19 protein-coding genes are annotated in these 26778 nt (G+C 52.8%); 8 read left to right on the forward strand and 11 right to left on the reverse strand.

Annotated features, from left to right (window positions below; genetic code table 11):
- Positions 1-195: 195 nt before the first annotated feature.
- The 4 genes from LC073_RS17970 to LC073_RS17985 form a co-directional block, all read right to left on the reverse strand.
- A complete protein-coding gene (locus LC073_RS17970) occupies positions 196-3327 on the reverse strand; it encodes an efflux RND transporter permease subunit (protein WP_226648700.1) in 3132 nt (1043 codons plus the stop codon).
- On the reverse strand, positions 3324-4685 hold the full coding sequence (locus tag LC073_RS17975) for an efflux RND transporter periplasmic adaptor subunit (protein ID WP_226648701.1): 1362 nt from the start codon (positions 4683-4685) through the stop codon (positions 3324-3326). Before LC073_RS17975 ends, LC073_RS17970 begins: the two co-directional genes overlap by 4 nt.
- 24 nt (positions 4686-4709) lie before the next feature.
- A complete protein-coding gene (locus LC073_RS17980; protein ID WP_226648702.1) occupies positions 4710-5384 on the reverse strand; it encodes a TetR/AcrR family transcriptional regulator in 675 nt (224 codons plus the stop codon).
- Positions 5385-5750: 366 nt separating this feature from the next.
- Complete coding sequence (locus LC073_RS17985) at positions 5751-7148, reverse strand: tryptophanase (RefSeq protein ID WP_264190684.1); 1398 nt, start codon at positions 7146-7148, stop codon at positions 5751-5753.
- Between the two features lie 784 nt (positions 7149-7932).
- Between LC073_RS17985 and LC073_RS17990 the strand changes: the two genes are divergently transcribed.
- Positions 7933-8757 carry a hypothetical protein gene (locus LC073_RS17990; RefSeq protein ID WP_226648704.1) on the forward strand — a complete coding sequence of 275 codons (825 nt, stop codon included), beginning with the start codon at positions 7933-7935 and terminating at the stop codon, positions 8755-8757.
- Between the two features lie 310 nt (positions 8758-9067).
- On the opposite strand, the gene LC073_RS17995 is transcribed toward LC073_RS17990, so the two are convergent.
- Entirely contained in the window at positions 9068-9433 is a 366-nt protein-coding gene (locus LC073_RS17995) for a VOC family protein (protein ID WP_226648705.1), read from the reverse strand.
- Positions 9434-9643: 210 nt separating this feature from the next.
- Complete coding sequence (locus LC073_RS18000) at positions 9644-10867, reverse strand: CaiB/BaiF CoA transferase family protein (protein WP_226648706.1); 1224 nt, start codon at positions 10865-10867, stop codon at positions 9644-9646.
- Between the two features lie 142 nt (positions 10868-11009).
- Between LC073_RS18000 and LC073_RS18005 the strand changes: the two genes are divergently transcribed.
- On the forward strand, positions 11010-11327 hold the full coding sequence (locus LC073_RS18005) for a DUF962 domain-containing protein (RefSeq protein ID WP_226648707.1): 318 nt from the start codon (positions 11010-11012) through the stop codon (positions 11325-11327).
- A 6-nt stretch (positions 11328-11333) separates the two neighbouring features.
- Here the strand turns inward: LC073_RS18005 and LC073_RS21845 are convergent, their stop codons facing one another.
- A complete protein-coding gene (locus LC073_RS21845) occupies positions 11334-12758 on the reverse strand; it encodes a TyrR/PhhR family helix-turn-helix DNA-binding protein (protein WP_226648708.1) in 1425 nt (474 codons plus the stop codon).
- A gap of 195 nt (positions 12759-12953) precedes the next feature.
- On the opposite strand from LC073_RS21845, the gene phhA reads away from it, so the two are divergent.
- The 3 genes from phhA to LC073_RS18025 all read left to right on the forward strand — a co-directional run bounded on the left by phhA (position 12954) and on the right by LC073_RS18025 (position 15784).
- Entirely contained in the window at positions 12954-13760 is an 807-nt protein-coding gene (gene phhA, locus LC073_RS18015) for a phenylalanine 4-monooxygenase (RefSeq protein WP_226648709.1), read from the forward strand.
- 311 nt (positions 13761-14071) lie between these two features.
- Complete coding sequence (locus LC073_RS18020; protein ID WP_226648710.1) at positions 14072-14548, forward strand: Lrp/AsnC family transcriptional regulator; 477 nt, start codon at positions 14072-14074, stop codon at positions 14546-14548.
- A gap of 66 nt (positions 14549-14614) precedes the next feature.
- Complete coding sequence (locus LC073_RS18025) at positions 14615-15784, forward strand: cation:proton antiporter (protein WP_226648711.1); 1170 nt, start codon at positions 14615-14617, stop codon at positions 15782-15784.
- Here the strand turns inward: LC073_RS18025 and LC073_RS18030 are convergent.
- From LC073_RS18030 to LC073_RS18040, 3 genes are read right to left on the reverse strand one after another with little or no spacing between them, the layout of a single operon-like run.
- Positions 15781-18930 (reverse strand): efflux RND transporter permease subunit, encoded by a 3150-nt coding sequence (locus tag LC073_RS18030; protein ID WP_226648712.1) that lies wholly within the window; start codon positions 18928-18930, stop codon positions 15781-15783. The two genes, LC073_RS18025 and LC073_RS18030, sit on opposite strands and share 4 nt — an antisense overlap.
- On the reverse strand, positions 18923-20161 hold the full coding sequence (locus LC073_RS18035; RefSeq protein ID WP_226648713.1) for an efflux RND transporter periplasmic adaptor subunit: 1239 nt from the start codon (positions 20159-20161) through the stop codon (positions 18923-18925). The genes LC073_RS18030 and LC073_RS18035 overlap by 8 nt, the downstream gene beginning before the upstream one ends.
- Positions 20161-21597 (reverse strand): efflux transporter outer membrane subunit, encoded by a 1437-nt coding sequence (locus tag LC073_RS18040; protein ID WP_226648714.1) that lies wholly within the window; start codon positions 21595-21597, stop codon positions 20161-20163. Before LC073_RS18040 ends, LC073_RS18035 begins: the two co-directional genes overlap by 1 nt.
- A 314-nt stretch (positions 21598-21911) precedes the next feature.
- Between LC073_RS18040 and LC073_RS18045 the strand changes: the two genes are divergently transcribed.
- A complete protein-coding gene (locus LC073_RS18045) occupies positions 21912-23096 on the forward strand; it encodes an acyl-CoA dehydrogenase (protein ID WP_226648715.1) in 1185 nt (394 codons plus the stop codon).
- An 87-nt stretch (positions 23097-23183) separates the two neighbouring features.
- Here LC073_RS18045 and LC073_RS18050 read toward each other — a convergent pair whose 3' ends face one another.
- On the reverse strand, positions 23184-24065 hold the full coding sequence (locus LC073_RS18050; protein ID WP_226648716.1) for a DMT family transporter: 882 nt from the start codon (positions 24063-24065) through the stop codon (positions 23184-23186).
- A 277-nt stretch (positions 24066-24342) separates the two neighbouring features.
- On the opposite strand from LC073_RS18050, the gene LC073_RS18055 reads away from it, so the two are divergent.
- Together LC073_RS18055 and LC073_RS18060 are read left to right on the forward strand one after the other, a co-directional pair.
- Positions 24343-25032 (forward strand): trimeric intracellular cation channel family protein, encoded by a 690-nt coding sequence (locus LC073_RS18055; protein ID WP_226648717.1) that lies wholly within the window; start codon positions 24343-24345, stop codon positions 25030-25032.
- Between the two features lie 52 nt (positions 25033-25084).
- Positions 25085-26743 (forward strand): alpha/beta fold hydrolase, encoded by a 1659-nt coding sequence (locus LC073_RS18060; protein WP_226648718.1) that lies wholly within the window; start codon positions 25085-25087, stop codon positions 26741-26743.
- Positions 26744-26778: the final 35 nt, after the last annotated feature.

Below are 26778 nucleotides of genomic sequence, written 5' to 3' on the forward strand. Positions count from 1 at the left end.
TCGTGTTCATAACCGCGATCTTGCCAAACCATTTAAATGGACAAAGAGCGCCGACACGATACTGGCTTCAGTGCAGCGAGCCAAAAATGTGTCACCTAATTAACCGCATGGTCCACTAGAACAGTACTACTCGGTTTGTCAGCAAGTATGCCGCTTGTAGTGGAAGTCTATGGTTTTCTTCAACCCCGGTAGTAACTACCCAGCAATGACCGCCACCTGTTGGGTTAATTCCTCCATTTCCTCACCATCCTCCTGAGGCTCCGTAAAACCAAAATCCTCCAAAATTCCATAAAGCGCCGGCAGTACCAAAAGGATCAACACGGTTGAGCTACTGATACCGAACACAATACTGGTCACCAGAGGCACCAACACCTGAGCTTGCAGACTTGTTTCAAACAGTAGAGGCAAAAGTCCAGCGACAGTTGTAAGCGAAGTCAGTAGGATTGCGCGGAAACGATCGCGGCTGGCTTGGCTTGCGGCACTATGTACATCCATGCCTTCGCGCACACGTTGCTTCACAAACTCCACCAGCAAGATGGAGTCATTTACCACAATACCTGCTAGGGAGACAAAGCCCATCATGCTAGGCATGGACATATTCTGCCCCATAATCAGGTGCCCCCAGATAACGCCGATCAGCGCTAGGGGAATAGCAACCAACACAATCAAGGGCTCTACATAGCTGCGGAATTGCAAGGACAATAACAGGTAGATACCAATAGCACCGATTAACAGAGCGCGGCCGATAGATTTACCGGTGACCTTACTATTCTTTATCTCCCCTTCCATATCCACACGCAGCTCAGGGAATTCTTCCATTAACTCAGCAAGAAATTTTTCCTGAGTATCACCAAGTACCTGTCCTGCGTTGGCTTTCTCGGTGAAAACATCGGCGAACACACTGACTACGCGCTCACCATCAATCCGCTGAATCCGCGCGTAGTCGCGGTTCATTTCAATATCGGCAATGGCAATTAATGGAACACGCTGCTTGGTCACAGGGTGGATAATTACCAGTTCATCGAAGCGACTCAGGGCTCCGCGGGAATCCGCATCCATACGCACTTGAATCTCATAGGTTTCCCTTCGGTATTGGATCTCATCAATTTCCATTCCTTGATAAGCGGCGCGCAACTGGTTGGCGACATTGCTGGCATCCAGGCCGGAAGCGTAGGCACCTTCACGCATTTTTATGGTTAATTGTGGCTTTCCTGGACGTAGATCATCTACCACATTCACTACGCCATCATATCCCCGCAGCCAATTTTGCAAACGAATAGAAACCGCTTTCAGCTGATCCAGCTCAAGCCCAGAAAGACGCAAGTGGATAGCACGGCCTGCGGGACCGAGGACGGGCTCTTTGTAAAGAATGGCGATCGCTCCAGGGGTTTCGCCAGCTGCCTCGCGCCAAGCGTGACGCAACTCATCCATACTGGTATTGCGTCCTTCCGCAGCCAACAAGTCAACATTGATCGTTGCCACATGGGGGCCAGTTTCAAAAGCATCACCATTTACCCCGAAAGTAACACTGGTGTGATTGACGAGAGGGGCACTTTCCTCTTCGGAAAGTACTGCAGCAACCCGCTCAAGTGCATCCAACTGTTTATCAACCAGTTTTTCCATATCCTGTAGGGAAGTACCCTGAGGCATTAGAATGCGAGCTTGTAGTAGATCGCCCTCTAAGGTTGGGAATCCCTGAAACTTCACAATTCCCGCTGGCAACAAACTTACAGTCAAGAAGAAAAGAGCAAGCACACCACCAACAAAGGCGTAGCGATATTTAACAGCCCAATCGGCCGCGCGCCCCACACTTTCACGCCAGCCTTCAAAGCGCTCAGCAAAAGCCTGCTTCCAGGCGGGCGTACGGCTTTTATGCTCAAGCGCATGGCGCAGGTGTGCAGGCAAAATTAAAAAGGCTTCTACCAAGCTAACGGTTAACACTGAAATCAGGACAATCGGCAGTACTTTAAGCACTTGCCCCATATCACCCTTAATAAAGATCAGGCCACCAAATACCATCACAGTGGTTGCAAAGGAAGAAATGACTCCACGGGCAACGCGCTTGGTACCATTTATCACCGCCTCTAAAGGGGTACCTCCCTCACGGTGCTCACTAGCAATACTTTCCGAAAGCACAATGGCATCATCCATCAGGATGCCGATAGCAATGAGTAAACCCACCAAGCTGATCATGTTGATGGATACACCCATGGCAGTGATCAAAGCGAAGGAGCCGAGAAAGGATACCGGAAGCCCCATCACCACCCAGAAGACATAGCGGCCACTAAAGAATAGGTACAGTGCCAGAGCTACCAGGATCAGGCCCTGCCAGGCATTAGAGATGATCATTTGTAGCCGGTCGGCAACGATAGAGGCGCTATCCTGGGTAAGGGTTAGTTTTATACCCTCGGGCAGCTTCACATTTTCACGATCAACAAAAGCACGTACAGCTTCCAGTATACGCAGACTGTCATCCACACTGTTCTTTTCAACATTGAGAAGCGCTGCGCGATGACCATCGAAAATGATTTTATCTTCCGCCAACTCGAAGCCATCATAAATTTTCGCAATATCGCCGAGGCGGACTTCGGCACCGTCCTCGCCTTTAATAACGACAAGATTTTCCAGTTCTTCTACGGTGCGGCGCTCTTCGGTAAAACGCAGCTGGTATTCCCGATCTGGAGTGGACACCTTACCGGCAGGCATATCAATGGCCTGTTGATCGATAATATTGGCCAGCTCCATCACGCTGAGCCCATATTGACGCAGGTTGTAATCGGAAATTTCAATCTGCAACTGATGATCAGAGAAACCTGAAATGCGCACTATGGGAATGGCAGGATCACGCAGTAATTCGCGACGGTAGTGCTCCGCCAACTGGTTCAGTTGCGGCAATGGCATATCAGCACTGATAGCAATACTGACAACACCCTGAGTCCGCCCCATCTCTTTGACGATTGGGCGCTCGCTCTCAGCAGGCAGAGAATCAATGCTATCTACCGCGGATTCCACATCGGCAACAAACTGGTCCATATTTCCAGTTTCCTGCATCTTAAGGGTCATTAACCCGAGATTATCCTTTGCCTCACACAAGCGCTCATCAATAAAACTGATGCCATCGGTAACCTCTTCCAGGGGAAGACAGATGCTGTCTTCCACCTCTGCAGCTGCGGCACCGGCGTAAGGAACGGAGACCTGCACTTCGAATTTATCAATCTCCGGCATAGTTTCACGCTTCATACTGGGCAGGACAAACAGCCCACTCAGCATCAGTGCGACCATTAATAGATTGGCTGCAGTGGGGTGGGCGGCAAAAAAACGAATCACTGCTGCGTACCTCCAGTATTCACGAATACTGTCTGCTGGCCTCCAGATACTGATACCGCCATGCCGTCAATAGCCGGGATAACATCGGTAACAATAACTTGCTCACCGGGATTTAAACCCTCACGAATTACCGTGGTATCACCCTGGTGGTAATCCACCTGCACCGGACGCAGGCGCAACTGACCATTTTCCACCAGATACACTCTACCCTCGTGCAAGGCGCGGCGAGGAATGGCCAGCGCCGACACGGCGGGGGCGAATAACTCCACGCGGGTATACATACCGCGAAATAGCGGCGGTTTATTGCCGGCGAGGGCTTCGCCATACGGATCATCTACAGCAACAACAACGGAAAGCGTACGGCTTGTGCTATCCAGGGTGCCGCCCAAACGCACTACCCTGCCCTTCCACTCATTATTTCCAGGGCCTCCGACCAGAGTGATTCGAGCCTCCAAGCCCAATAGCATTTTGGGCAGATCTTCTGGTGTCGGTACACGATCATTGCTTGGCCTGAGATTGCGCAATAGTGGCGCTACATGAACCATGGGAAGTTCCGCTGCAATTTCTACCTGGTCCAGGCCACTGGCATCGAACAAGCGCGCATTGCCAGCCACGTATTGGTTCTCCTCTACATAGACTTCACCAATGCGCGCATCGAAAGGTAAAACTACCTGGGTACGTTCCAGGTTGTATTTACTATCGCGCACTTGAGCTTCAGAGCGCGCAATCTGGGCCTCGATTACTTTACGGCGTGTTGGGAACAGGGAGAGCTGGCTGGTTTGGTTTTGCACCTCCTGGCGCAGGCGCAACACATTTTGCTCTTCAACATCCACACTAGAGCGGGAAACCGTGCCCTTAGCCACCAGTTTTTGTTTTCGCTCCAGCTCCTTCTCACCCAGCTTCAGTGTGCGTTCGGCAATTTCTAGAGAACGCTGGCTATTGGCCTCCTCCACTTTGAGCTCCTGCAGATTTGCCCGATTGGCTGCCAAATCGCTCTCAGCCTTGGCCAAAGCCAACTGGTAGCTGGTGTCATCAATTTTCAGAACCAAAGTGCCGGCAGGGATCATATTGCCGCGTTCCAGTTCCGGCGCTGTGTAGACAACTCGACCACTCACCTCGGCATTGGCTTCAAGAAAAGTGCTGGGTTTCACTTCACCATAAGCAACGGCTCGCGCACGCAACGGTTGCTCTTGAACCAGCACCGCATGTACCGGGGTAATCAATGTATCCTGCACATCATGTATGGGGGGGGATTTGCTCATGACCAATGCCATGGATATAAAAACCCCCACGGCTACCAGAGTGGGAAGCGCCAGGCGGCGATTCATCAGTTTCTTTAGCTGGACCTTATTCACCACCACCAATCTCCAAATGTTCGACTATTACTCGGCTGCAGAGTTATTGGCCACTCCATGGAGCAGCAGCTTTACTGTGTGATCAATCCACTTTTCGCTGTTTTCCTCATCCAACATAAAAGCGAAAATTTCTTTAAAGGGGTCCCCAGCAATAAACGGAAAAGCGATCAGACTGATAAATGAAATAGGCATCAGGTTGACATCTAGATCTGGGCGCAGATGACCGACACATTGAAGCACATGCAAAAGTTCGCGCAGCTTTGGGCCCAGTGCAGAAGCCAGTCTATCGGTAAACAATTCGCGCATTCGTCCGGGTTTGGAGGCCACCTCCCCCACAATCAAACGGGGTATCCAAGGTTCGCGGATATAAAGGCGAATAATACGGGCCATCGCCTCCTTCAGGGTCTCTAAGGTGGGCTCTTTTACTTCCAAACTCATATTGAGGAATGCCGGGCCGAACTGCATAAACTGGCCGCGGATAACCTCGATAATCAGCCCCTCTTTACCGTCAAAGTGATAGCTGATCATGGCGGAATTTACTCCAGCACCCTGAGCAATTTCTCGAATAGAGATATCGCGAAACGGCTTCTCTCGAAGCAGCCTGTGGGCGGATTGCATCAGGGCCCCACGTACCTGTTTCTCGCGCTCCAGATTCCTTGGCCGCCCGCGCCCACGGGTTGGTGTGGTTTTCGTCAACTTCATGCCCCACTTAATTAATCACGCGATTAATTAAATAATAGAGGTTAGTGGAAAACAAGCTAGAAAAGGGACTATTTGGTCAAAACTGAATGGCACGCCCGAGAGTAAACAATAAAAACCCAGTTAACGACTAATCAGTCAAAACAGGAAGCTCTCTTAAAATCGACTGAAAACTGGGGATACCTTGCTCAACACCACATGGGTGGCGGGAGAACTTTTATGGCTAACTGTTGTGATAAGGTGAAATCACCGCGCAGTGGCAAATCTGGACTTAGGGCGAGAAACAAAAAAAGGCCCGCTAGGGGCCTTTATCGAAAGAAGTAACTCAGCAGAAATTACTTGGTCAATGCCTGTTGAGCTTCTCACTCACTAAAGGGATTTAAATCTGGCCGTAAAGTGTCGCAACACTGGTGGCTCATATTCAAAACTAAGCCCCTTCAATTCATGCGCTCGGTTCTGCAACTCTATGATCGCATCGGCAATATAATCCATATGATCATTGGTATAGACACGCCGTGGAATCGTCAAGCGCATTAATTCCAGATCGGCCTTCTTCTGCTCACCGGATTCAGGATCACGCCCCAATAGTAAGGAACCAATCTCTACCGCACGGATACCCGCCTCCAAGTACAGTGCATTAGTTAAAACTTGTGCAGGGAATTGCTCCGGTGGGATATGCGGCAGAATCTTAGCTGCATCAACAAACACCGCATGGCCACCTGTCGGATACTGGATAGGCACCCCACCCTCGCGCAAACGCTCACCCAAGTAAGCCACCTGGCTGATACGGTAATGCAGGAAGTTCTCATCGGCTGCCTCATAAAGGCCACGCGCCAATGCCTCCATATCTCGCCCCGCCATGCCCCCATACGTCACAAAGCCCTCCATAGGCACACAGCGGGTTCGTACCGCCTGGAAAAGCTCTTCGTGATCGCGTATACAACAGAGGCCACCAATGTTCACCATGGGATCTTTCTTGGCAGACATGGTCAGCATATCGCCGTACTGATACATCTCGCGAATAATCTCCAGGATCGACTTATCCTGATATCCCTCTTCGCGCTGCTTGATAAAGTAGGCATTCTCACAGTAACGCGCCGAGTCAATCACCACCGGGATATCGTATTTCGTGGCGATCTCATACACAGCGCGCATATTCGCCATGGAAACCGGCTGCCCCCCAGAACTGTTACAAGTTATCGTAGTGATAATTGCACAAATATTATTCGCGCCGTGCTCCTCAATGGTCTCGACCAGTCGCTCTAAATCAAAATTACCTTTCCAGTCATAAGCCGTTAAGGTATCAAAAGCTCGCTTGTCCAACACATTAACCGCCTTGCCGCCATTCAACTCAATATGGCCCGCGGTGGTATCGAAGTGATAGTTGGAGATAAAGACCGGCGTGGTACCGCCACGTACCTGGCGCATACGCTCAATCAGGGCGGGAAACAGGATCTGTTCAGCACCGCGACCCTGGTGGGCAGGAACGGTTAATTTGTATTCAAAAAAGTGCTCGACTGCTTGACACAAATTGTAATAATTGCGGCTACCTGCGTAAGACTCGTCCCCCAACATCAAACCGGCCCACTGGTTATCGCTCATCGCCCCAGTGCCAGAATCCGTCAACAAATCGATATAGACATCATCACTACGCAGCAAGAAAGGGTTCAAGCCAGCTTCCGCTAGAGCCTTTTCTCTGTCGGCCAGAGTGGTCATTTTGATCGGCTCAACCATCTTGATGCGGAATGGCTCAGGAATACGCTTCATCATTATTTTCCTTATCAATCCTGACAGCGGGAACTGAATTTTTGAATTCAGTCACACTGCATGCTGTTTTTAACGCGGATATAGTACAGATGAAGGGGGGAATAGGCGAATTGAAGAGGTGACAATTACACCAGTTACCCTGCCTCTCAGGGGCAAGGTGGGTAACAAGATGCTTTTAGCATGGCCTACCAATAAGGCCTACCGAAAGGCATCGGTATAGATAATTTTTAATGTCATCTATGCCAGATACGCGAAAGACAGCTAGTGAAACAACAGTAAGAAACGAAAAAACTTAGCTGCTTGCCGTGTTGAAGCATTAACCTACTTACTGTAACAGTTAACCCACGCACTTAAATATCCATACACGCTTCAACTCCCAAAAAATAATGAACCGTTTTCCTCAGACCTATTTAATCATTATTAAACTCAAAAAGAGCAGAAGCTCAAGATAACTGGAATTATTGTACCAAATTTAATGCAGACCATTAAAACAAGTGATATTTACTTGGCCAAAATCGTACTGTAAGCTTCCCTTTAATTATTGGAAAATTTAAACCATGGAGGGAAAACTTAATTCAATGATCTCATCTCAAGTAATCCATCACTTGAGAAACTGAGGATTTTTTACAACCTACTTCGCACATAAATATTAAAGTCTCACTATTTTATGATACTTTTTCTTACGTGTGATTTTAGAGATGCCAAGTAGGCAGGCAAGTGAATTCACCATTTTGCCCCACAACAATACTTGGTTTAACAAGACGAACTTAAGCAGTAGATATATATGTTTCCAAAATTTGCCTTAGCAGCAGCCATTTCAGCAGCCTTTCTGGCTTTTGAAGCACAAGCAAAAACCTTCAAGTACGAAACTCTAGAACTCGATTCAGCTAACGCTGCCGTACAGTACCCAGGCCTCGACTTAAATGGGGCCAGCTATGCGACCTTAACTGTTGATCAAGCTCACTCCTCGGCTCCCGCGATTATAACCTCGTTAGAAGTGAACTTCCCCAACGCACCCAAGCTAACTGCAAAGAACTTCAACCTCCATGATGGCTTACATCAGGCAACAGTTGGCAACGCCTGGGTATATCGCCAGCTCAACATCATAGTTGACGAATCAGATTTTGAAAATTCAAATGATCAAAGAATTCACTTTGGTGGCTTTGTATCCGAAGCCGACAGCTTTATTGGCACAGGGCAACCAGGAAACCTGGGGCAGCCATTATTTGATGCCTGGGGGCGCCTAGTGGATGTAACGCCAAGCAAGATAACTGATGTCAAAATGCTAACCGTCGATGGAAGCAAACTCAGATTATCACTTAGCAATAAACTCGCTAAACACCCTAACTCTAACGATGAAAATGCAGTTGTTATTGATTCATTATGGTTTGGAAACGGGGAAGAAAAATTGTATGTTCCTATTTCCGTGTTCGGCAATAAAGCCAAATTTACTGAGCCATACAAACTCAATATATCTACAACTTCCGGCCCTGATGGGGATGAACACTTCATTCATGTTCTAGCAAGAGATGAGCATGGCAATGAATTGCCCTCCGCAGAAGTTCCCCTGCAGCATCTGCTCGAAGAAGCTTATCGTAACCATCAATAGTTTTAGCTAAGCCCTAAGACTCGAAAGTGGGGAAAGTGACCTTGCTGGATTTAGCTTACAGTATTTCGGTAAGGTCACTTTCGCATTGACATTTTTTAGCCAAAAAAACTTGGGAAATAGAAAACCAGTCAAATCTATCTGATTGCCAACAGCTCAAGCCAAACAGAAAACAATCATAAGAAATCTGTCGCATTTATGGGGTGACCACTGCCACCCAAAAGCTCACCCAGGATCAGATTAAGTATTTCAGACAGCTATCAGAGTGAGTTATTACATCAGCTCTATTAACCGTTAAGGAGCTTTCAGCCATCTAAACCAACGCATTCACCTCAACCTTAATCCCCACCGGATCAAAAAACACCAGCTGCCTGAGGTTACGGCCAGGTACATCCATCTGCTCACTGGCAATGTCCATTGAATCCAATCGTTCTTTTATCGGCTGAAGATCATCCGTATGGAAAGCCACATGATCCAGGTAGGGCTTTGAAGGTTGCTTTTCAGAAACCTCGCCTTCGATCAGGTGAACGATTGGTTTGCCGTTGCCGTAGAGCCAAAAACCATTGTTCTTAAAATTTGGCCGCTCACCTTCGGTGAGACCAAGGACTTTTATATAGAAATCCCGTACGCGCAGTAGTTGATCTTGAGGTGCGGTGATATTGAAGTGATCCAGTTGCATAACGCTTCCCTGTGTTATTGGCTTTATAAGCTATAGACGGAGAACATCCTGCTCTTTGGGCCGAAAGAAGGCATGAAGCCGGTTACGAGCCCACTGTAATGCATTCAAAGCTTACCTAAAGAATGGAGGCTCTTTGCCTTCCCCCTGTAACATCTGGCTCAATGTTTTGATTTAAGCCCGGCAAAATATTCTGCCGGGCCCGTGATAGGACTACACAACGCCGCTGCGGCGCAGCTGGTTAATTTGCTCCTCATCTTTTCCCAGTAACTCGCGCAGGACCTCATCAGTGTGCTCGCCCAATACTGGTGGGGCCTGATGGTAGTCGAGGGCGGATTCAGAAAAGAGTACCGGGTTGCGCACGGTTTTTACTTTGCCGGCTTGCGGGTGATCCTGCTCCACTACCATGCCTCGCGCCTGCACCTGCGGATCGGCAAAAACCTCCTCGAGGGTATTGATTGGTCCACAGGGGACATGGGCTTCGCTGAGTTTATCAAGCCACCAGGCGGAGGTCTGCTGACGGGTGGCGTATTCAATTTGAGGTATCAGATCCTCGCGGGCCATTACCCTTGAGGAGTTACTGGCATAAGCAGGATTTTCTGCAAGCTGTTCGATACCCGCAATCTTACAAAAACGCTTGAACTGGTCATCGTTACCGACGGCCAACATAAAATAGCCGTCTTGTGAGGGCACAGCCTGGTAAGGCACGATATTGGGATGGCCTGTGCCCTGGCGCTTGGGACTTTTGCCGGAAGTAAGGTAGTTCTGGGCCTGATTGGCAAGCCAGGCGACCTGTGTATCCAGTAGAGCCAGATCAATATGCTGTCCCACTCCCGTCTGCTGGCGATACACTACGGCGGCGAGCACTGAGGAAACTGCATACATACCCGTCATCAGGTCGGCAACCGCCACCCCCACTTTTTGTGGGCCGGCACCTCGCTGACCCTCAGGCACACCAGTGATACTCATCAATCCACCCATACCCTGAATCATGGCATCGTAGCCGGCGCGGTTTTTATAAGGGCCGGTTTGACCGAAGCCGGTAATAGAGCAATAAATCACTCCGGGATTAATGGCCTTGATAGAGTCATAATCCAGGCCGTATTTTTTCAGGCCTCCTACCTTATAGTTTTCCAGAAGAATATCGCAGCGGGCAGCCATCTGTTTGATCAGGTCCTGGCCGGCCTCGGTGGTGATATCTATGGTGACCGATTTCTTGCCGCGGTTGGCACTCAGGTAATAGGCGGCATCGGCGGTGTCATTACCCTCGGCGTCTTTGAGGTAAGGAGGGCCCCAGTGGCGGGTGTCATCGCCCCGCTCAGGGCGCTCCACTTTAATCACTTCGGCGCCAAAATCGGCGAAAACCTGTCCGGCCCAGGGGCCTGCGAGAATACGACTGAGATCGAGTACCTTAAGATGCGCGAGCGGTCCTGCCATAACTTCCTCGTTTCGCTAGTACGGGGTGTATCCCCGATAAATTTTTGCGGCAGACTAACAGATATTGCCTGGACACGCCCAGCTTGGAAGACCAGCGAATTGGCCTTAAACTGCGGTAGCAATAAAAATAAGGAGGCATAGCATGGCCGCTATAGAAGCCCAAAAATTTGAATCATTCCGTGACTTTTATCCTTTCTATCTGCAAGAACACAGCAACCTCACCTGTCGACGACTGCACTTTATTGGTACCAGCCTGGTGTTTGCGACTGTGATCGCCGCGATCAGCACAGGCAATATGTTATGGTTTGCCGCTACGCCTCTCGCTGGTTATGGTTTTGCCTGGATCGGGCATTTCTTTTTTGAGAACAATCGTCCGGCCACTTTTAAGTACCCCTTTTATAGCTTTATCGGGGACTTTGTGATGTTTAAGGATATGCTACTGGGCCGTATTGAGCGCTGAATCAGCCTATTTTTTATGTGCCGACAAGCCGTATTTGCGCAGCTTGTTGGCCACTGCAGTATGGGAAATACCCAGCGCCTTGGCCAGCTCCCTGGTGGAGGATCTTCCCACCAGCAATTCACTGAGCAATGATCGCTCCAGCTGCTCCATCATCTCCTTGTAGCTCAGCCCCCTGCCCCATTCTCGCCAGGGTAAACTCGTCCGCACGGATAAATCCGGAAGATCCTCAATCGCGATAGTGCTGGCTCCTCGGCGTTTGCAATTGCCTGCGGCAGCGGTTAGGTAGTCTCGCAAACCATTAAAGTTTTGCGGCCAGTCGTGCCTTCGAATCAGGTCGAGCACCCCCGCTTCCAAAGTAGGAACCTCCTTACCGTGAAACTCCTGTCGCAAGAGTGTTTCAGCAAAACGTGGCAGCGCCGGACGCATATTGCGTAAAGGCGGCAACATCAAGGAGAGCACACTAAAGCGCTGGGCCAGGGCCGGCACCATTGACTGGGGGTCAATACAGGTGGCTACCAAGCGAATTGAAGGGGGCAGACTGCGCAAGCGGCGGGCGAGAGTTAACTGGGCTTCATCGTCCAACTGGTGCAGATCTTCAAGAATCAGGGTTCCGGTTGAGCGCAAATGCCTGGGGAATTCCATCCTGCCGTCTTGGGGCATAAAGCGGTGGCAGTCCGCACGGGCGGCTGCGGGAGACAGGTAATGTACCGCACAGGCAAAGGTCGTTTTGCCCGTTCCCGCTTCACCATAAATAAGCAATGGAGAATCCAATTCGGAAAGATCCTGCAATTGCAGGCAACTTTCGCGGCGTAAATCAAAATCCCATAGTGCCACAGGGCGCGGGAGACCCGCGGCAAACTCACTTTTCTCTGATGGCTGCATTCGCAGCACGGCACCGGCCAAAGAGTCCACATCACCGGTGTTATCCAGGGCTATGGGTGACCAGTCCACACGGAAATTTTGCCCCCGCACCACAACCGGAAGCCCAAATCGCGGCACTGCAAAATCTCTCAGCAACTCAGCCACTTGCATCAGGGGCAGGAAGCGCTGTAGCTGCAATCCCGGTACCCGGTCCAGATTGACCCCAAAGGCGCGAGCTGCGGCGACATTAGCGGCAATAACCCGGCCGGCGCGATCCACGCTGAGTACCGGGTCGGTAACATGCTGTAACAGGGTTTCCAATTCAAAGTATCGCCGCTCCAAAGGTAACAGGGAGATACGCCTGACCCTCTGGACACCGGGCACACGATAGAGTGACTTCTCAATAGCCTGGTACTGGGCAGTGAGCAAACTAGGCGCTAACAGGTAGACTTTGTCCCCACTGTCACCCCCCAGCTCCCCAGAGGTTACGTTAATTCGATATTCGCCGAATATTTGCATAATCTCATGCAAAATGCCGACACGATTGGCGCAGGTTATCTCAACTCTCACCGGCACACCTGTAAAGTTTTCTTTACAGAAAGTGTAAGAGCTTTGTAGCGAGGGACGCAATACTTCCCCGTAAAGACTCCCCTAATGGCAGGCCCCTGGCTAAAAATAAGGATGACACATAACAACAAGGATTCAGCGGCAGAGTCGAAAGCCTCCAACATATCCGGGGATTGGCGGGCCGCAGGAGACAAAACCATGAAAAAAGAAGCAGCCAAGAAGAGCACCCAGTACGTCGCCCGCGAGCCCAATGCCGAGGGCTTTATCGAGTACACAGAGCTGGAACACCAAACCTGGCAACGCTTGATTGAGCGCCAGCTGGACGTGTTGCCCGGCCGTGCCTGTGATGAGTATATGCACGGCCTCGAGCTGCTAGACCTACCCCGCGATCGCATTCCCCAACTTGAGGAAATTTCCTCGGTACTGCGCCGGGAAACTGGTTGGGAAGTGGCGCGAGTGCCGGCATTAATCGGCTTTGAAACCTTTTTTGGCCTACTTGCCGATCGCAAATTCCCGGTTGCCACCTTTATTCGCACCCCGGAGGAGTTCGATTACCTGCAGGAGCCAGATATTTTTCACGAATTTTTTGGTCACTGCGCCATGCTGACCAACCCGGCCTTCGCCAATTTTACCGAGAAATACGGCCAGTTAGGCCTGAAAGCTTCTCCTAAAGAACGCGCTTATTTGGCGAGACTCTATTGGTTCACCGTGGAGTTTGGCCTGCTCAATACCGAGGACGGCCTGCGTATTTACGGCGGCGGTATTCTTTCCTCCCCGAAGGAAACCCTCTATGCACTCAGTCATGAACCTGAGCGCTACGACTTCAGCGCTATCGACGCACTGCGTACGCCCTATCGAATCGATATTGTGCAGCCTATTTACTATGTGTTGAGCGATTTGCAGCAGCTGCAGGAGCTCACCGAAATAGACCTGATGGCCAAGGTACGTGAGGCTATCGAACTGGGCCTTTTCGAGCCCCGCTTCCCACCGAAGAACGCCGCCTAAACCGTAACTGCCGGGTGCTGCCTCAGCACTCGGCTCTCTCACCTGCCCACTTTTTAATCCCAACCGAGCACCCGCCCGACCCCACCCATTTGCACAAACTGCTCTCTTCGATGTTGCACTTGGGGAAAATTCCACTACCGGCGCAATTCCCCTGAGCCTATCGTTACGTCAGGTGGAAAAGGAAGAGGCAAACTACCTGCCAGCCTTCCAGCCACCCAGAACATCAAACCACCGCCGGGGCAATGCCAGTGAGGGCTTGAACTTCAACGCAGGGACACACAGCCCTAGGTTACGGGGAGCGCTGTAGCACTATGTCCTCACTTGACGCGATTGATAGACACCTGCTCGCTATTCTGCAATCGGACGTCAGCCTTTCTATTGAGGAGCTGGCGGAGCGTGTGGGACTCACTAAAACCCCCTGCTGGCGCCGGGTGCAGAAGCTGGAAAAAAGCGGCATCATCCGCCGTAAAGTCGCCCTGCTCAATGCGGAAATTCTGGGCCTGCCAGTTTCGGTTTTCGCCCAGGTAAAAACCGATCAGCACACTCCAGAATGGGCCGAAGCCTTCTCCAAACATGTGGCGCAGCTGCCTGAAGTGGTTGACTGCTACCGCATGGCTGGGGACTACGACTACTTGTTACGAGTGGTGGTAAGCGATATTTCTGCCTATGACCGTTTCTACAAGGAATTAATTAGGCACGTGGGCATTAGCGATATCATTTCGAATTTCGCCCTGGAGCAGATCAAAAGCACCACTGAGCTGCCCATCCCCTCAGGAAACCAGGAGTGATAAGGGTTTAGCTGTCCGTCCATCTGTGGATAATGATGAGATCTCGCACACTCTCAAGGATGACCTGTGGCGGACAGCTCTCTCTTCCAATCTTTCTTTCTTATTTTTAGTGGCGCCGCAATAGTCGCCACTCTGGCGCTCTTCGGTCGTCAACCTCTACTGGTAGCCTATATCGCCCTGGGTGTATTGCTGGGACCATCCGGGCTTGCGGTCATCGACAACCTGCGCCTACTCTCGGACATGTCCAACGTGGGCATTATTTTCCTGCTGTTTCTGTTAGGGCTGGATATGCAACCCCAGGCACTGGTCTCGGTGCTGCGCAAGGCTACTTTTGTCGGCATTATCAGTTGTGCCGTTTTCCTGGGTATCGGATTTTCCATTGGTCAGCTGTTTGGCTTTACCACCATGGAGAGTTGGATTATTGGCATGGCCCTGATGTTCTCCAGTACCATTATCGGCATCAAGCTGCTGCCCACCACGGTGCTACACCACAAAAAGCTGGGTGAGTTGATGGTAGGCCTGTTGCTGTTTCAGGATTTTGTCGCCATCGTCTGTCTGATGATTCTACTCAGTGACAGTAGTGGAGATATGCATCTGGGACAGGTAGCAATCTCTTTCGGAGCCCTACCCTTGTTGTTGGCTTTTGCCTGGCTGATGGTGAAATACCTGCTGCTGCCGTTGTTCAGCCGCTTCGACCGCTTCCACGAGTATGTATTTCTGATGGCGCTGGGATGGTGTATGGGCATGGCGGAGCTGGCCGAGACGCTGGGACTGTCGCGGGAAATCGGCGCTTTTATCGCCGGTATCACGCTCGCCGCCAGCCGTATATCGCAGTACATAGCCCTCAACCTGAAACCCCTGCGGGACTTCTTTTTGATCCTGTTTTTCTTTAGCCTCGGTGCCCAGTTCAAATTGTCGATGCTGCCGGAAATCCTGGTCCCAGCCCTGGTAACCGCTGCAATAGTGCTGTTTGCCAAGCCGGTGGTATTCCGCTACCTGCTCGGCAGCCAAAGCGAGCTCAAGATATTAGCCTGGGATATCGGCTTCCGTCTGGGACAAATCAGTGAATTCTCCCTGCTAATCGCCCTACTCGCCTTCAGCCAGAACCTGATAAGCAGCGAGGCTTCGCACTTAATACAGGCCACCGCAATCCTGACATTCCTGGTGTCCTCTTATATCGTGGTGATGAATTTTCCCAACCCCATCGCCACCAAGGACGAACTGCGCAGGGATTAAACCTGCGCAGTTCGACCGAGGGATTTCAATACAGCTTTAGCCCGTTCCAACAACTGCGGAATATCTTTTCCAAATGTCAGGTACAGGCAGGGCACCAGCAATAGCGAGATTGCCGTGGCCGCAAGAATGCCGTAGCCGAGGGAAATTGCCATCGGGATCATAAAGCGTGCCTGCACCGAGGTTTCAAAGATCATCGGCATCAGGCCACAGAATGTGGTTACTGTGGTCAGCACAATCGGACGGAAGCGGCGTACCGCTGCACCCTTGATGGCGCTCTCCAGGTCGATCCCTTCACTGCGCAAGCGGTTGCTGTATTCGATCATTACCAGGGTATCGTTAATAACCACCCCAGCAAGCGCCACAATACCCAACAGGCTCACCATGCTGAGGCCATACCCCATACCCAGGTGGCCGAGCAATGCGCCAATCACACCAAAGGGAATGGCAATCATCACTATGAGTGGTTGCATATAACTTTTAAGCGGAATCGCCAGCAGTAGATAGAGTACTGCCATAGCCAGCATAAAAGTCATGCCCAGTGAGGCTAACCCCTCCCGCTCATCCGCCTGGCGCCCCTCATAGGAAATGCCGAGGCCGGGAAATTCTGCTTTCAGTTGAGGGATCACGCTGAGATTCAACTCGTTAATGACCAGGGCGGCCTGATCGCTGGGCTCCACATTGGCGGTAACCGTGGTCACCCGGCGCCCCTCGCGGCGATTGATCTTGGCATAAGCGCGCCCCTGGTCGATCTCGACAAGGTCAAGGAGCGGCAGCCACTGGCCGTTGCCGGCGCGGATCATCATATTTTGTACATCGTCCATCGTCACTCGCTCACTCTCCGGCAGGCGCACCATCACCTTCACCTGGTCACGCCCGCGCTGCTGGCGCAAAGCTTCGGCACCATAAAGGGAGGCCCTTAGTTGACGGCCGATTTCCTCTGCGGAAACACCTAAACTTTTGGCAGTTTCCGTCAGGGTTAAATCGAGCTGGGTTTTGCCGAGCGAAATACCCGCGTCGATATCGCTCACATTGGGGAATTTCTCCAACTCACTGGCCAGGCGTACCGCGGCCTGTTCCAGTGTGTCCGTATCGGTATGACGCAGCTCCACCGTCAAGGAGGAACCGGCGCCGGGCCCACCGCGATCGGATGCCGTAATTGCACTGAGAGAACCGGCTATAGGTCCAACCTCCCTTCGCCACTCACGCACAAACTCGCCGGTGGAAAAGCTGCGCTGATCCGCTGCAACAAAATAGGCATCCACCTGAATCGCATCATCCCCAATCATTCCACGGCTACCGAGGAAAACCCGATTCCGGTCGTATTGTTCGAGCACCCTATCGGCTGCATCAATAATCTGCGCCCTGGCTTTTTCCAACTGCTGTTGAGGGGTACCAGTGGGGAAAGTCACCGCAAAACGGCCTGAATCCCGCTCCACTCGCGGCATCAGGGTAAAGCCCATACGCCCACTGGCTGCATAGCCCCCCACCACCAACAAAATGGCAATGGCGACGGCAATCGTGCTGTAGCGATGCGCCACACAAAAATCCAAAAAGGGCCGGAAGCGTCGTTGTACAAAGCGGTCCAGGCCGCGCGCCAACAATTTTTGCCGGGCGGCAAAACGGCGGGCCCACCGGCTTTTATAACCCCGGCGGGAATGAGCCAGGTGCGCCGGTAAAATAAACAGTGCCTCGACCCAGGAAATAATAAATACGGAACCCACTACAAAAGGAACAACGCCGAAAATCTTGCCCATAAAGCCGGGCAATTCCATCAGGGGAATAAAGGCAACGATATTGGTGAGGATGGCAAAAGTGAGCGGCACCGCCACCTGGCGCGCACCGGCAATAGCAGCCTCCAGGTTGCTGTAACCCTTCTGGCGCCATTCGTGAATATTTTCCCCGGCGATAATCGCATCATCCACCACTATGCCCAGGGCGATGATAAAGGCGAACATACTCACCATACTGATGGATATATCCAGCCCAGGCAGGAACAGCAGCGAACCGAGAAAACTGGTGGGGATGCCCAGGGTGACCCAAAATGCCAAGCGCAATTCCAGGAAGGCGCCAAGCACTACAAATACCAGAATCAGACCAATAAAACCGTTTTTCAGTAGCAGGGTGAGGCGCTCTTTGAAAATTTCCGAGTCGTCATCGCGAATGGTCAGCGTCACCCCCGGTGGCAGGCTGGTTCTGACCTCATCAATGACCTCCCGCGCCGCCTCACTGACACTCATGGGCGTCTGCTCACCCACGCGGTAAATCTTGATGCTGACGGCGGGCTCTCCGTTAAACACCATATTGCGCGCTTCGTCTTCAAGGGCATCACTGATGTTAGCAATATCGCGCAGATAAACCGGACCACCACCACTGCCGCGGGTTACGACCACATTGCCGAACTCTCGCGCCCAATCACGGCGCTCGGTTACCCGTACCAGGATTTCACCGGCATTGGATTTAACACTGCCGGAAGGAATATCCACCGCCGCATTTTTTACCACCTGAGCGACTTCCGACAGGGTGAGGCCATAGCGCCGCAAATCATCGCGGCGTATCTCCACCGCCACTTCCAGATCGCGAATTCCCTCCGCCTCCAACTGGGTGATACCGCTGTGCGCCTCCAGCTTGTCGTATACCTGCATAGCCAGAGCGCGCAAGCTGCGATCATCGAGATTGCCGTGCAGAACAAGGTCCAGAACATCGCGCTTGCGCTCGGCCAAGCTCACTTGCGGACGTTCGATATCACTGGGGAAGGTAGTTACTGAATCGATGGCTTGCTGAATATTCTGAAAGACCAGATTGGCATCCGCATCGCCCTCCAACTCTAAAATCAGGGAGGCGCTACCTTCATTAGCCACACCGCGCATCTCCTTGATGCCCACAATGCCCTGTACCGCCTGCTCCGCGGCCACCAACACGCCGCGCTCCACCTCTTCCGGGCTGGCACCGGGATAGGAGATGGAAACGGTCACCATATCCAAGCTGAATTCTGGAAAGACCTCTTTCTTCACCACCAGGGAAAAAATGAGTCCGCCCACAATCAGGACGAGCATTAACAGATTGGCGGTTACATGGTTGCGCGCCATCCAGGCGATGGCGCCACGGCGGGTATCTATATCCGCGTCAGTTCTTTTCAGCTCAGTCATTGGCACCCCCAGCTTCCTGGCGCCTAAGCCCAGGCACTGCACCGTCATTCGCTGAGGCAGCGGCATCGGCGGGCAGGCCTTTACCTGGGCGGGGATCTCCGGCAATCCTTACTGGCATGCCTTCAGTGACGGTGATCAGGCGAGTCGTTACCAAGGTTTCCCCACCGCTAAGGCCCCTGTCGAGCACAGCGAAGTCGCCGCTGGTATAAGCGACTTCAACCGGCTGGATACTGGTGCGGTTGTCACGCACCACCCAGACCTGGCTGTCATCCTGCAAGGCGGTGAGCGGAATCCGCACCAACGCCTCCTTACCCTGGGAGACGATTTCCACCCGTGCCAGATCGTTCAGTAGAAGCTGTGGTTGAGAGGGATCCAAAACAGAAAGAGGGTCATCCAGTTCAACCAACACTCGCGCCAGGCGCCCCTGCTCCTCCAATACCGGTATCACCCGCACAAACTCTCCCTGGCGGTAACTGCCGGCGGGCCACTGGCTGCCAAAAATACGCACTTCCACATCACCGCTGTTTAACCGGTGTAACTGACTGGCGGGAACCTCAACAGCTATCTGGAAACGGCTGGCGCTGGCCAAACTGTAGAGATTGACGCCGGGGGATACGCGATCCCCCACATCCACATTACGCTCCACTACGAGAGCGTCAAAGGGGGCTCGCACTTCTGTGAGGCGCAGATTGCGCTGTGCCAAAGCCACCTCGGCTTCTGCCGCCTGTACCGCGGCCTCGGCCGCAGCCTTCTGGGGTTCACGCAACACCAGTGCGCGATCGGCATCGCCGAGGGCGGTGCCGAGCAGTTCGTATTCTTCCTGGGCCACCTGCTGTTGGCCCAACTCCTGCTGCAATTCCGCACGGCGCCCGGCCAGGGCGCTCTGGGCAGATTTCAGAGCCAATTGGTAGGGTTCGGAATCAATACGCAACAACACCTTGCCCTTGGGCAGAACTGCACCGGGCCCCAGGTCGTAATCGAGCCACTCCACCTGCCCATCGACCAGGGGCTCTACCTCCGCCAATTCGCGCGCAGTCACTTTCCCTAGGGCACTTAGGGTAATGGGGAAATTTCCCTGTTCTGCCACGGCCACATCCACGGCCGGCGGTGGCACCTTGCGCTCTCCACGGGAGACTGTGGGTTTCTCCCGCATCATCCAGGCGGTGATCACAGCCGCCAAAGCCAACAGGACTACGGGTATAAGCAAGCGCGGATTGAACTTCTTCGACATCAACTATTTCCCTCCAGGTACAGCTCCAGGTCTGCGGGCTCCGGTGCAGGCAGATCTTCCTGGGGCACCCCCCCGGAAAGCGCGCGATATAAAGTGACTCGGTTTTGCAGCAGCTGACGCTCGGCTGACAACACCTCGCGAGCCAGGCTCTGCTGCTCGGTAGTGGCCGTCAGCAGGTTGAGAAAATCGACGGCGCCGCGGATATAGGCCCGGTTGCGCCGCTGGACAATCAGATCGGATAAACGCTCCCGTTCACGCAGGTGTTCGAGTTCCTGCCTCAAGGCGCGCTCACGGATCAAAGCCTGCTCAACTTCTGACAGCGCTTGATTCACCGTTTCGCGATATACCGCCCAGCGCTCCTGTAAGGCCGCATCCTGCTGTTGCCGTGCCGAACTGAGAGCACCGCCATCGAAAATCACCCCTTCCAGGGAAGCGGCGATAGCGAGCAGCCAATTCTCGGTAATGTCACTAATCAGACTGGTACCGTTACTGGCCACTGCGGAGAGACTCAGTACCGGCAAACGGTCCGCCCAGGCTTGATTGGCCAAATGGTAGTCCTGCACCAACTTGCGCTGAGCTTCCCGAACATCCGGGCGCCGCAGCAATAGTTGCGAGGGAATGCCGGTATCAGGCAGGGCAGGCAGAATAGGTAGACTGGCAACTTTGTGAATATATCCATCCAGCTGGCTTGGGTTGATACCCAGCAAGGTGGCCAGTTGCACCTCGAGTATCTCAATGTCTGCACCGGCTTGCTCCAACTCCTGTTCAGATCGCTGTACCAGCTGGCGTTGCTGCAATACATCGGCAGCAACGCTAACACCGCGAGCAAAGCGCGATTCCAGTACCTGCAGAGATTTGCGGTTGGTTTCCAGCTGCTCTTGAAGCAAATCGCACTGACCCCACTGTTCACGCAACTGCAACCAGGTTGAGGACACCTCTGCGGCAAGGCTCAGGGAGGCAATTTGAAGATTTTGTTGCTGGGCCTGGAATCCCGCTTCGGCCGCACTGGCTCCGGCGCGCACGCGCCCCCAGAGATCCAGTTCATAACTGGCGGCAATTCGGGTGCTCCAACTATTGCCCTCGTTGGAAGGGTCGGTAAATTCTCCAGAGGAGTAACGCTGCTCGGTATTTTCGATTTGAGCAGTCAGACTAGGCCATAGACCCGAGCGGGCCCCACGGGCTACTGCTGAAGCCTGGCGCAAACGCCAGTAACTGGCGTGCAGATCCGGATTGTCCTGCAGGGCCAGCTCAACCAGCTGGTCGAGTTGGGGATCTTCAAACCCATGCCACCAGCGGACATCGGCTGCCACAGCACCCGAGGCACTAAATGTCTGCGGCAGGGACAAAATATCCTGCGGCGCAATAGTCTCGAGCGGCTGAGAGGAGCAACTGGCCAACAGTGGAACACAAATTGCCAAAACACGGTAAAAGCCCAAGGAAAATCACCGGAAAAGTATTTAAAAACAGGAAAAACAGAGAATTATTGCGTCCATTATCTTCCGACCAAAATAGCCCGCAAGGCGTTTTACCCTTGTTTACACAGCCATACCCAAGCCAGCCTAAATTTTGCTGTCGATAGGAGTGCCCCGGCGCGGCTACTTAGGTATGATGCGCCACAATAAACTGAATGGTCACCGGGATTTGCCGCGGGGCAATTGCCAATGCCCCTGTCAGAATCCGTCAGTTTTTTGCCGGACTGGCGACAAACTTTGGTGCCGATTAATAACGGAAGAAGTAGAAGAGACTAGCCATGAGTAAACATCAGCCACTCGCCCACTGGGACGATATCCTGCTGCTGGACCAGCAGTTGACCGACGAAGAGCGTATGGTGCGCGATGCCGCGCGCGAATACTGCCAGAACAAGCTGATGCCGAGGGTCTTGGAGGCCAACCGCCACGAGATCTTCGACCGTGAAATCATGAGCGAAATGGGTGAACTGGGCCTGCTGGGTTCCACCATCGAAGGCTATGGCTGTGCCGGCCTCAACTACGTCTCCTACGGTCTGGTCGCCCGTGAAGTCGAGCGCGTAGACTCTGGCTACCGCTCCGCCATGAGTGTGCAATCCAGCCTAGTGATGCACCCCATCTACGCCTACGGCAGCGAAGAGCAGAAGCAAAAATACCTGCCCAAGCTGGCCAGTGGTGAGTGGGTTGGCTGTTTCGGCCTGACCGAGCCGGATGCAGGCTCCGATCCCGGCGGCATGAAGACCCGCGCCAAGAAAGTGGACGGCGGCTACCGCATCAGCGGCGCCAAGATGTGGATCACCAACAGCCCCATCGCCGATGTCTTCGTGGTTTGGGCCAAAGACGATGACGACATCATTCGCGGCTTCGTCCTCGAGAAGGGTATGGAAGGTCTGACCGCACCGAAGATCGAGGGCAAGTTCTCCCTGCGCGCCTCCATCACTGGTGAGATTGTGATGGACAATGTCTTCGTTCCCGAAGAGAACAAATTCCCGGAAATCGGCGGACTGCGCGGCCCCTTCGGCTGCTTGAACCGCGCCCGCTACGGCATTTCCTGGGGCGCCATGGGTGCCGGTGAGTTCTGCTGGCACGCGGCGCGCCAGTACGGCCTGGACCGCAAGCAGTTCAATCGCCCACTGGCCCAAACCCAGCTGTTCCAGAAGAAGCTGGCCGACATGCAAACCGAAATCACCTTGGGTCTGCAGGCCTCTCTGCGCGTTGGTCGCATCATGGATGAGAACAAGCAGTTCGACCCCACCATGATCTCCCTGGTGAAACGCAACAACTGCGGTAAGGCTCTGGATATCGCCCGCGTTTCCCGCGATATGCATGGCGGTAACGGTATCTCCGACGAGTTCCACGTGATCCGCCACGTGATGAACCTGGAAGCGGTGAACACCTATGAGGGCACCCATGACGTGCACGCCCTGATCCTTGGCCGTGCCCAGACCGGTCTACAGGCGTTCGTTTAACGCCTCATTGGGCGCTACTCGCGGCATCTGCCCGCGGGTAAGCGCCCTGCCCCCTCTGAGTAAACCTCTCTCCCTTTTAGCGAACGGCTAATGCTTGGCTTGTGTCTCTATCATCTTCACATTGATCACGCAGGAAGCAATCCCAATAAAAACCAATAGAGATGCCCCCCACTCCATCGCATCCATAGACTCTCCAAGCAGCACCCGGGAACCCATCAATCCAAATACCGGGATCAGCAGCCCAAAGGGAGCGACATAAGCGGCCGAGTAACGTCTAATCAAATCTCCCCACAAAACATAAGCGAGCAGAGTAAGGAATAAGCTCTGATATAGGATCGCGACCCAGGCTTGTGGCGAAGCCTCCAGTAAATCCTGAATGGGCCTTCGGGTTTCCAAGTGATAGGACAATACGAATAGAGGAATTGGCGGGACCAGTGATGCCCAGACCAACAGGTGGAACAAGTTAACCCCCCGCAACCTTTTCAAGGCCATATTAGCTGTGGCCCAAGCCATCCCCGAGCCCATCAAGAGTAAAAATCCTTTTTGAGTTGTAGCCCCTCCCCGACCTGCATCAAGGAAAAACAATGTAAAGCCAGCGGCCGCTATCAACAGGCCCACAAACTGTTGCCAACTTATTTTTTCCGCAAAAAAACAGAAACTGAGTATTAGGGTAAAAATCACTTGTGACTGCACCAACAGTGAGGCAATTCCCGCTTGTACATCGGCGCGCAAAGCCAAGTAAACCAGCCCTGTAGTGAGAAACTGCAGAAATACGCCGATCAGGACAACATTAAATACCGAGGTTTTCGGAAAAGGGAAAAACCACACAAACGGAACGGACGCCAAGGCATATCTCATAGCCGTGAGCATCAAAGGAGGAATATCATTGAGTGCCAACTTAACGATCGGATAGGCCATGCCAATAATAAATACACAAACCAGTGCTTTCAGAATGCTATGAATTGGCATGGTGAGTTTTTTTTCCTCCTCGGTTCCCTTCTCCCTTACCACCATCGATCCCTTTAAGTTAACAGCGCCCAATCAATACCGTTGGCAAGCCCGAAGAATTCTTAAAGGCCCAAATAACCCTTTTAAACGACACTGTTCAGGTATTCTTAAATTGCTCTAGCCTGAAAACATCTGGGTAGCGCTTTTTTCTCAAAGCGCCAAAGAGGTTTGCTCCTATCACCCGTCGTCATAATTAGTCCACCGATTGTACGGCCTCACACTTTTTTATGGCGGTTAAGTGGCCGACTCCCTTTGCGCAAATAGAAGTGCTATTCTCCCCTGCCCGCCAATCTCTGGATGTAACGATGATATGGATGAGCTGCTGCATTGGTTCGATTTGATCGGTATTGCAGTCTTTGCCTTTAGTGGTGTACTCGCTGCAGGCCACAAGCAAATGGATTTATTCGGCGCAGTAGTACTCGCCTGTGTCACCTCCACGGGAGGGGGCACCATTCGGGACATCATCCTCAATATTCCCGTATTTTGGCTGCAAGACACCTACTATTTGTGGATCGCTGTCACCACCGGTGTAGTCAGTTTTTACCTGATACGCTATTTACAAGTGCCCATGCGCCTACTGATGATAGCGGACGCCATCGGCCTCGCGGTATTTGTGGTGATCGGCACTCAGAAGGGATTAGAGCTGGGTTACTCCGCCACTATTGCCATCGTAATGGGAATGATGACCGGCACTTTCGGGGGGGTAATTCGCGATGTACTCTCCGGCGATATCCCACTGCTTCTGCGCCGGGAAATCTATGCAACCGCGGCACTCACTGGCGCCGCCGTACTGGTTGCCCTCGATGCCAGTGGCAAATTGCCGGGGGATTTGGTGGTTGCTTTAGCCGTGCTGGTTACCTTGACAATCCGCCTGGCGGCTCTGAGGTGGAACCTCTCCGCCCCCATTGCGCGATTCGGCAACCATTGAGCGGCATAACCCACAGAACCCAGAACTTTTTCTGCCCACAGGAAGACACTTAGTGCGAAATTTCCGCCCACTGACCGCTTGCATCATATTCATCGGCCTGCTGGTGAGCGCCTGTGATCGGACTGAGCAGGGGGCAGCCCCCGAAGTGAAAAAGCCCAGGAGCTATACCCACCTATACCCTAGGTCTTGCTGGTTTAAAACCGACGACAGTTGGCCCGCCACCCAGTGCTATATGATGGAAGTGCCGGAGGATTACGCCCATCCCACCAGGCGAAAAATCCGCTTCCCGGTGATTCGCTTTCGTGCCAATCATCCCGCAACAAACAAGGTACCGCTGCTACACCTTGGGGCCGGTGGCCCTGGCGCCAGCATGGGTCTGGAACCTGAAAACGCCAGCGACTGGTTGTGGTTGAACTACGCCGCGATGACCATTGAGGATGGACGCGATTTGATTGTGATCGATCCGCGCGGCACCGGCATGGCGCGACCGCGCCTCACCTGCAACGAGTTTATCGAGGACGCGCAGACGGCTTTCCAACGCAACCTCTCCCCGGAAGAGGAAGCGCGTGTTTTCGCTTTCAGTATGGAACGCTGCTACAGCCGTCTAAGCAAGGGCGCGGATATGGCGCAGTACAACAGCTCAGTGATTGCTCGGGATGTGGATGAACTGCGCAAGCTGTTGAAAATCGATAAGCTCGACCTCTACGGCGTATCCTACTCTTCCCGCTACGCCCTCACCTATGCGCGGGATTTCCCCGATTCAACCCGCGCCCTGGTGCTCAACAGCGCCGTCTTCCCGAATATCACCTATACCCAACAGCTTGCACAGGATTCACTGGCGGCTTACGAGCGCGGCCTCAAGCATTGTATTGAAGATACAAAATGCAACAGCCGCTACCCGGATCTGCGCCGGCGCCTGGAGAACCTGGTGCAAACCCTCGATGAGAAACCGCGCACTGTTTCTGCCAAGCACCGCTATTCGAATCAGCCCTACCCGTTTGTGCTCACAGGTCAACGCCTGCTAAGGGTGTTGTTCCAGGCTCTGTATAACGAGAATTTCTACAGTGAATTGCCAAAGCTAATTGAAGGACTGGAAAACAGTGGCGATGAGGGCCTGGAGCCCGCGCAAAAAGCCATTGGACACTTTATGGAGATCGTACTGGACCCCTACTTTGGCGACGCCGCCGGTGTCAGCCATTTCTGCTATGAGGAAGCGCCCTTTGTCGATTTCGACCAAGCCCGCGAAAGCGCTGAGGGCACGGGTATACTCGGCGGTGCTGTACGTTCAGACCTCAATCTTTTGCAGCTGCAATGCCGTATCTGGGCAATCCCCGCCGCGCCACTGCTGGAATCCCAGCCCATCGCCACTCCCGCGCCGGTTATGGTGTTACACGGTGGGCTCGATCCGGTTTTATCCGCAGAAGATGTGGACATGGCACGCAAAGCACTACCCAATCATCAATGGCTGCTATTTCCTCAATTGGCTCACGATATTATTTCTGCCAGCAGCTGCGCAGAAAAAGCGGCGGCGCGCTTTCTCGACAACCCGGAAAACGACCAGACAGAACCCACCAAAAACTGTCGTAAACAGGAGCTAGCCGACCAGATTCAGGAAGAGCAGGAGGAGCGGAAGGAACAGGAGGAGCAGAGCCAGGACGGTGAAGCAGAACCCCCTTCCACCGGCGTCCCAGCTACGGAGAGCGGGCCCTGAATCGCTCATATCATTGGATGACAGCAGGAATCAAC

It is taken from the genome of Microbulbifer variabilis (assembly GCF_020524905.1).
GTDB lineage: Bacteria > Pseudomonadota > Gammaproteobacteria > Pseudomonadales > Cellvibrionaceae > Microbulbifer > Microbulbifer variabilis_A.

Coding starts and splice junctions, on each gene's coding strand:
- LC073_RS17980 (WP_226648702.1), bottom strand. CDS start 5,384: ATGAAGTTGACGAAAACCACACCAACCCGTGGGCGCGGGCGGCCAAGG.
- LC073_RS17985 (WP_264190684.1), bottom strand. CDS start 7,148: ATGAAGCGTATTCCTGAGCCATTCCGCATCAAGATGGTTGAGCCGATC.
- LC073_RS17990 (WP_226648704.1), top strand. CDS start 7,933: ATGTTTCCAAAATTTGCCTTAGCAGCAGCCATTTCAGCAGCCTTTCTG.
- LC073_RS17995 (WP_226648705.1), bottom strand. CDS start 9,433: ATGCAACTGGATCACTTCAATATCACCGCACCTCAAGATCAACTACTG.
- LC073_RS18000 (WP_226648706.1), bottom strand. CDS start 10,867: ATGGCAGGACCGCTCGCGCATCTTAAGGTACTCGATCTCAGTCGTATT.
- LC073_RS18005 (WP_226648707.1), top strand. CDS start 11,010: ATGGCCGCTATAGAAGCCCAAAAATTTGAATCATTCCGTGACTTTTAT.
- phhA (WP_226648709.1), top strand. CDS start 12,954: ATGAAAAAAGAAGCAGCCAAGAAGAGCACCCAGTACGTCGCCCGCGAG.
- LC073_RS18020 (WP_226648710.1), top strand. CDS start 14,072: ATGTCCTCACTTGACGCGATTGATAGACACCTGCTCGCTATTCTGCAA.
- LC073_RS18030 (WP_226648712.1), bottom strand. CDS start 18,930: ATGACTGAGCTGAAAAGAACTGACGCGGATATAGATACCCGCCGTGGC.
- LC073_RS18035 (WP_226648713.1), bottom strand. CDS start 20,161: ATGTCGAAGAAGTTCAATCCGCGCTTGCTTATACCCGTAGTCCTGTTG.
- LC073_RS18045 (WP_226648715.1), top strand. CDS start 21,912: ATGAGTAAACATCAGCCACTCGCCCACTGGGACGATATCCTGCTGCTG.
- LC073_RS18050 (WP_226648716.1), bottom strand. CDS start 24,065: ATGCCAATTCATAGCATTCTGAAAGCACTGGTTTGTGTATTTATTATT.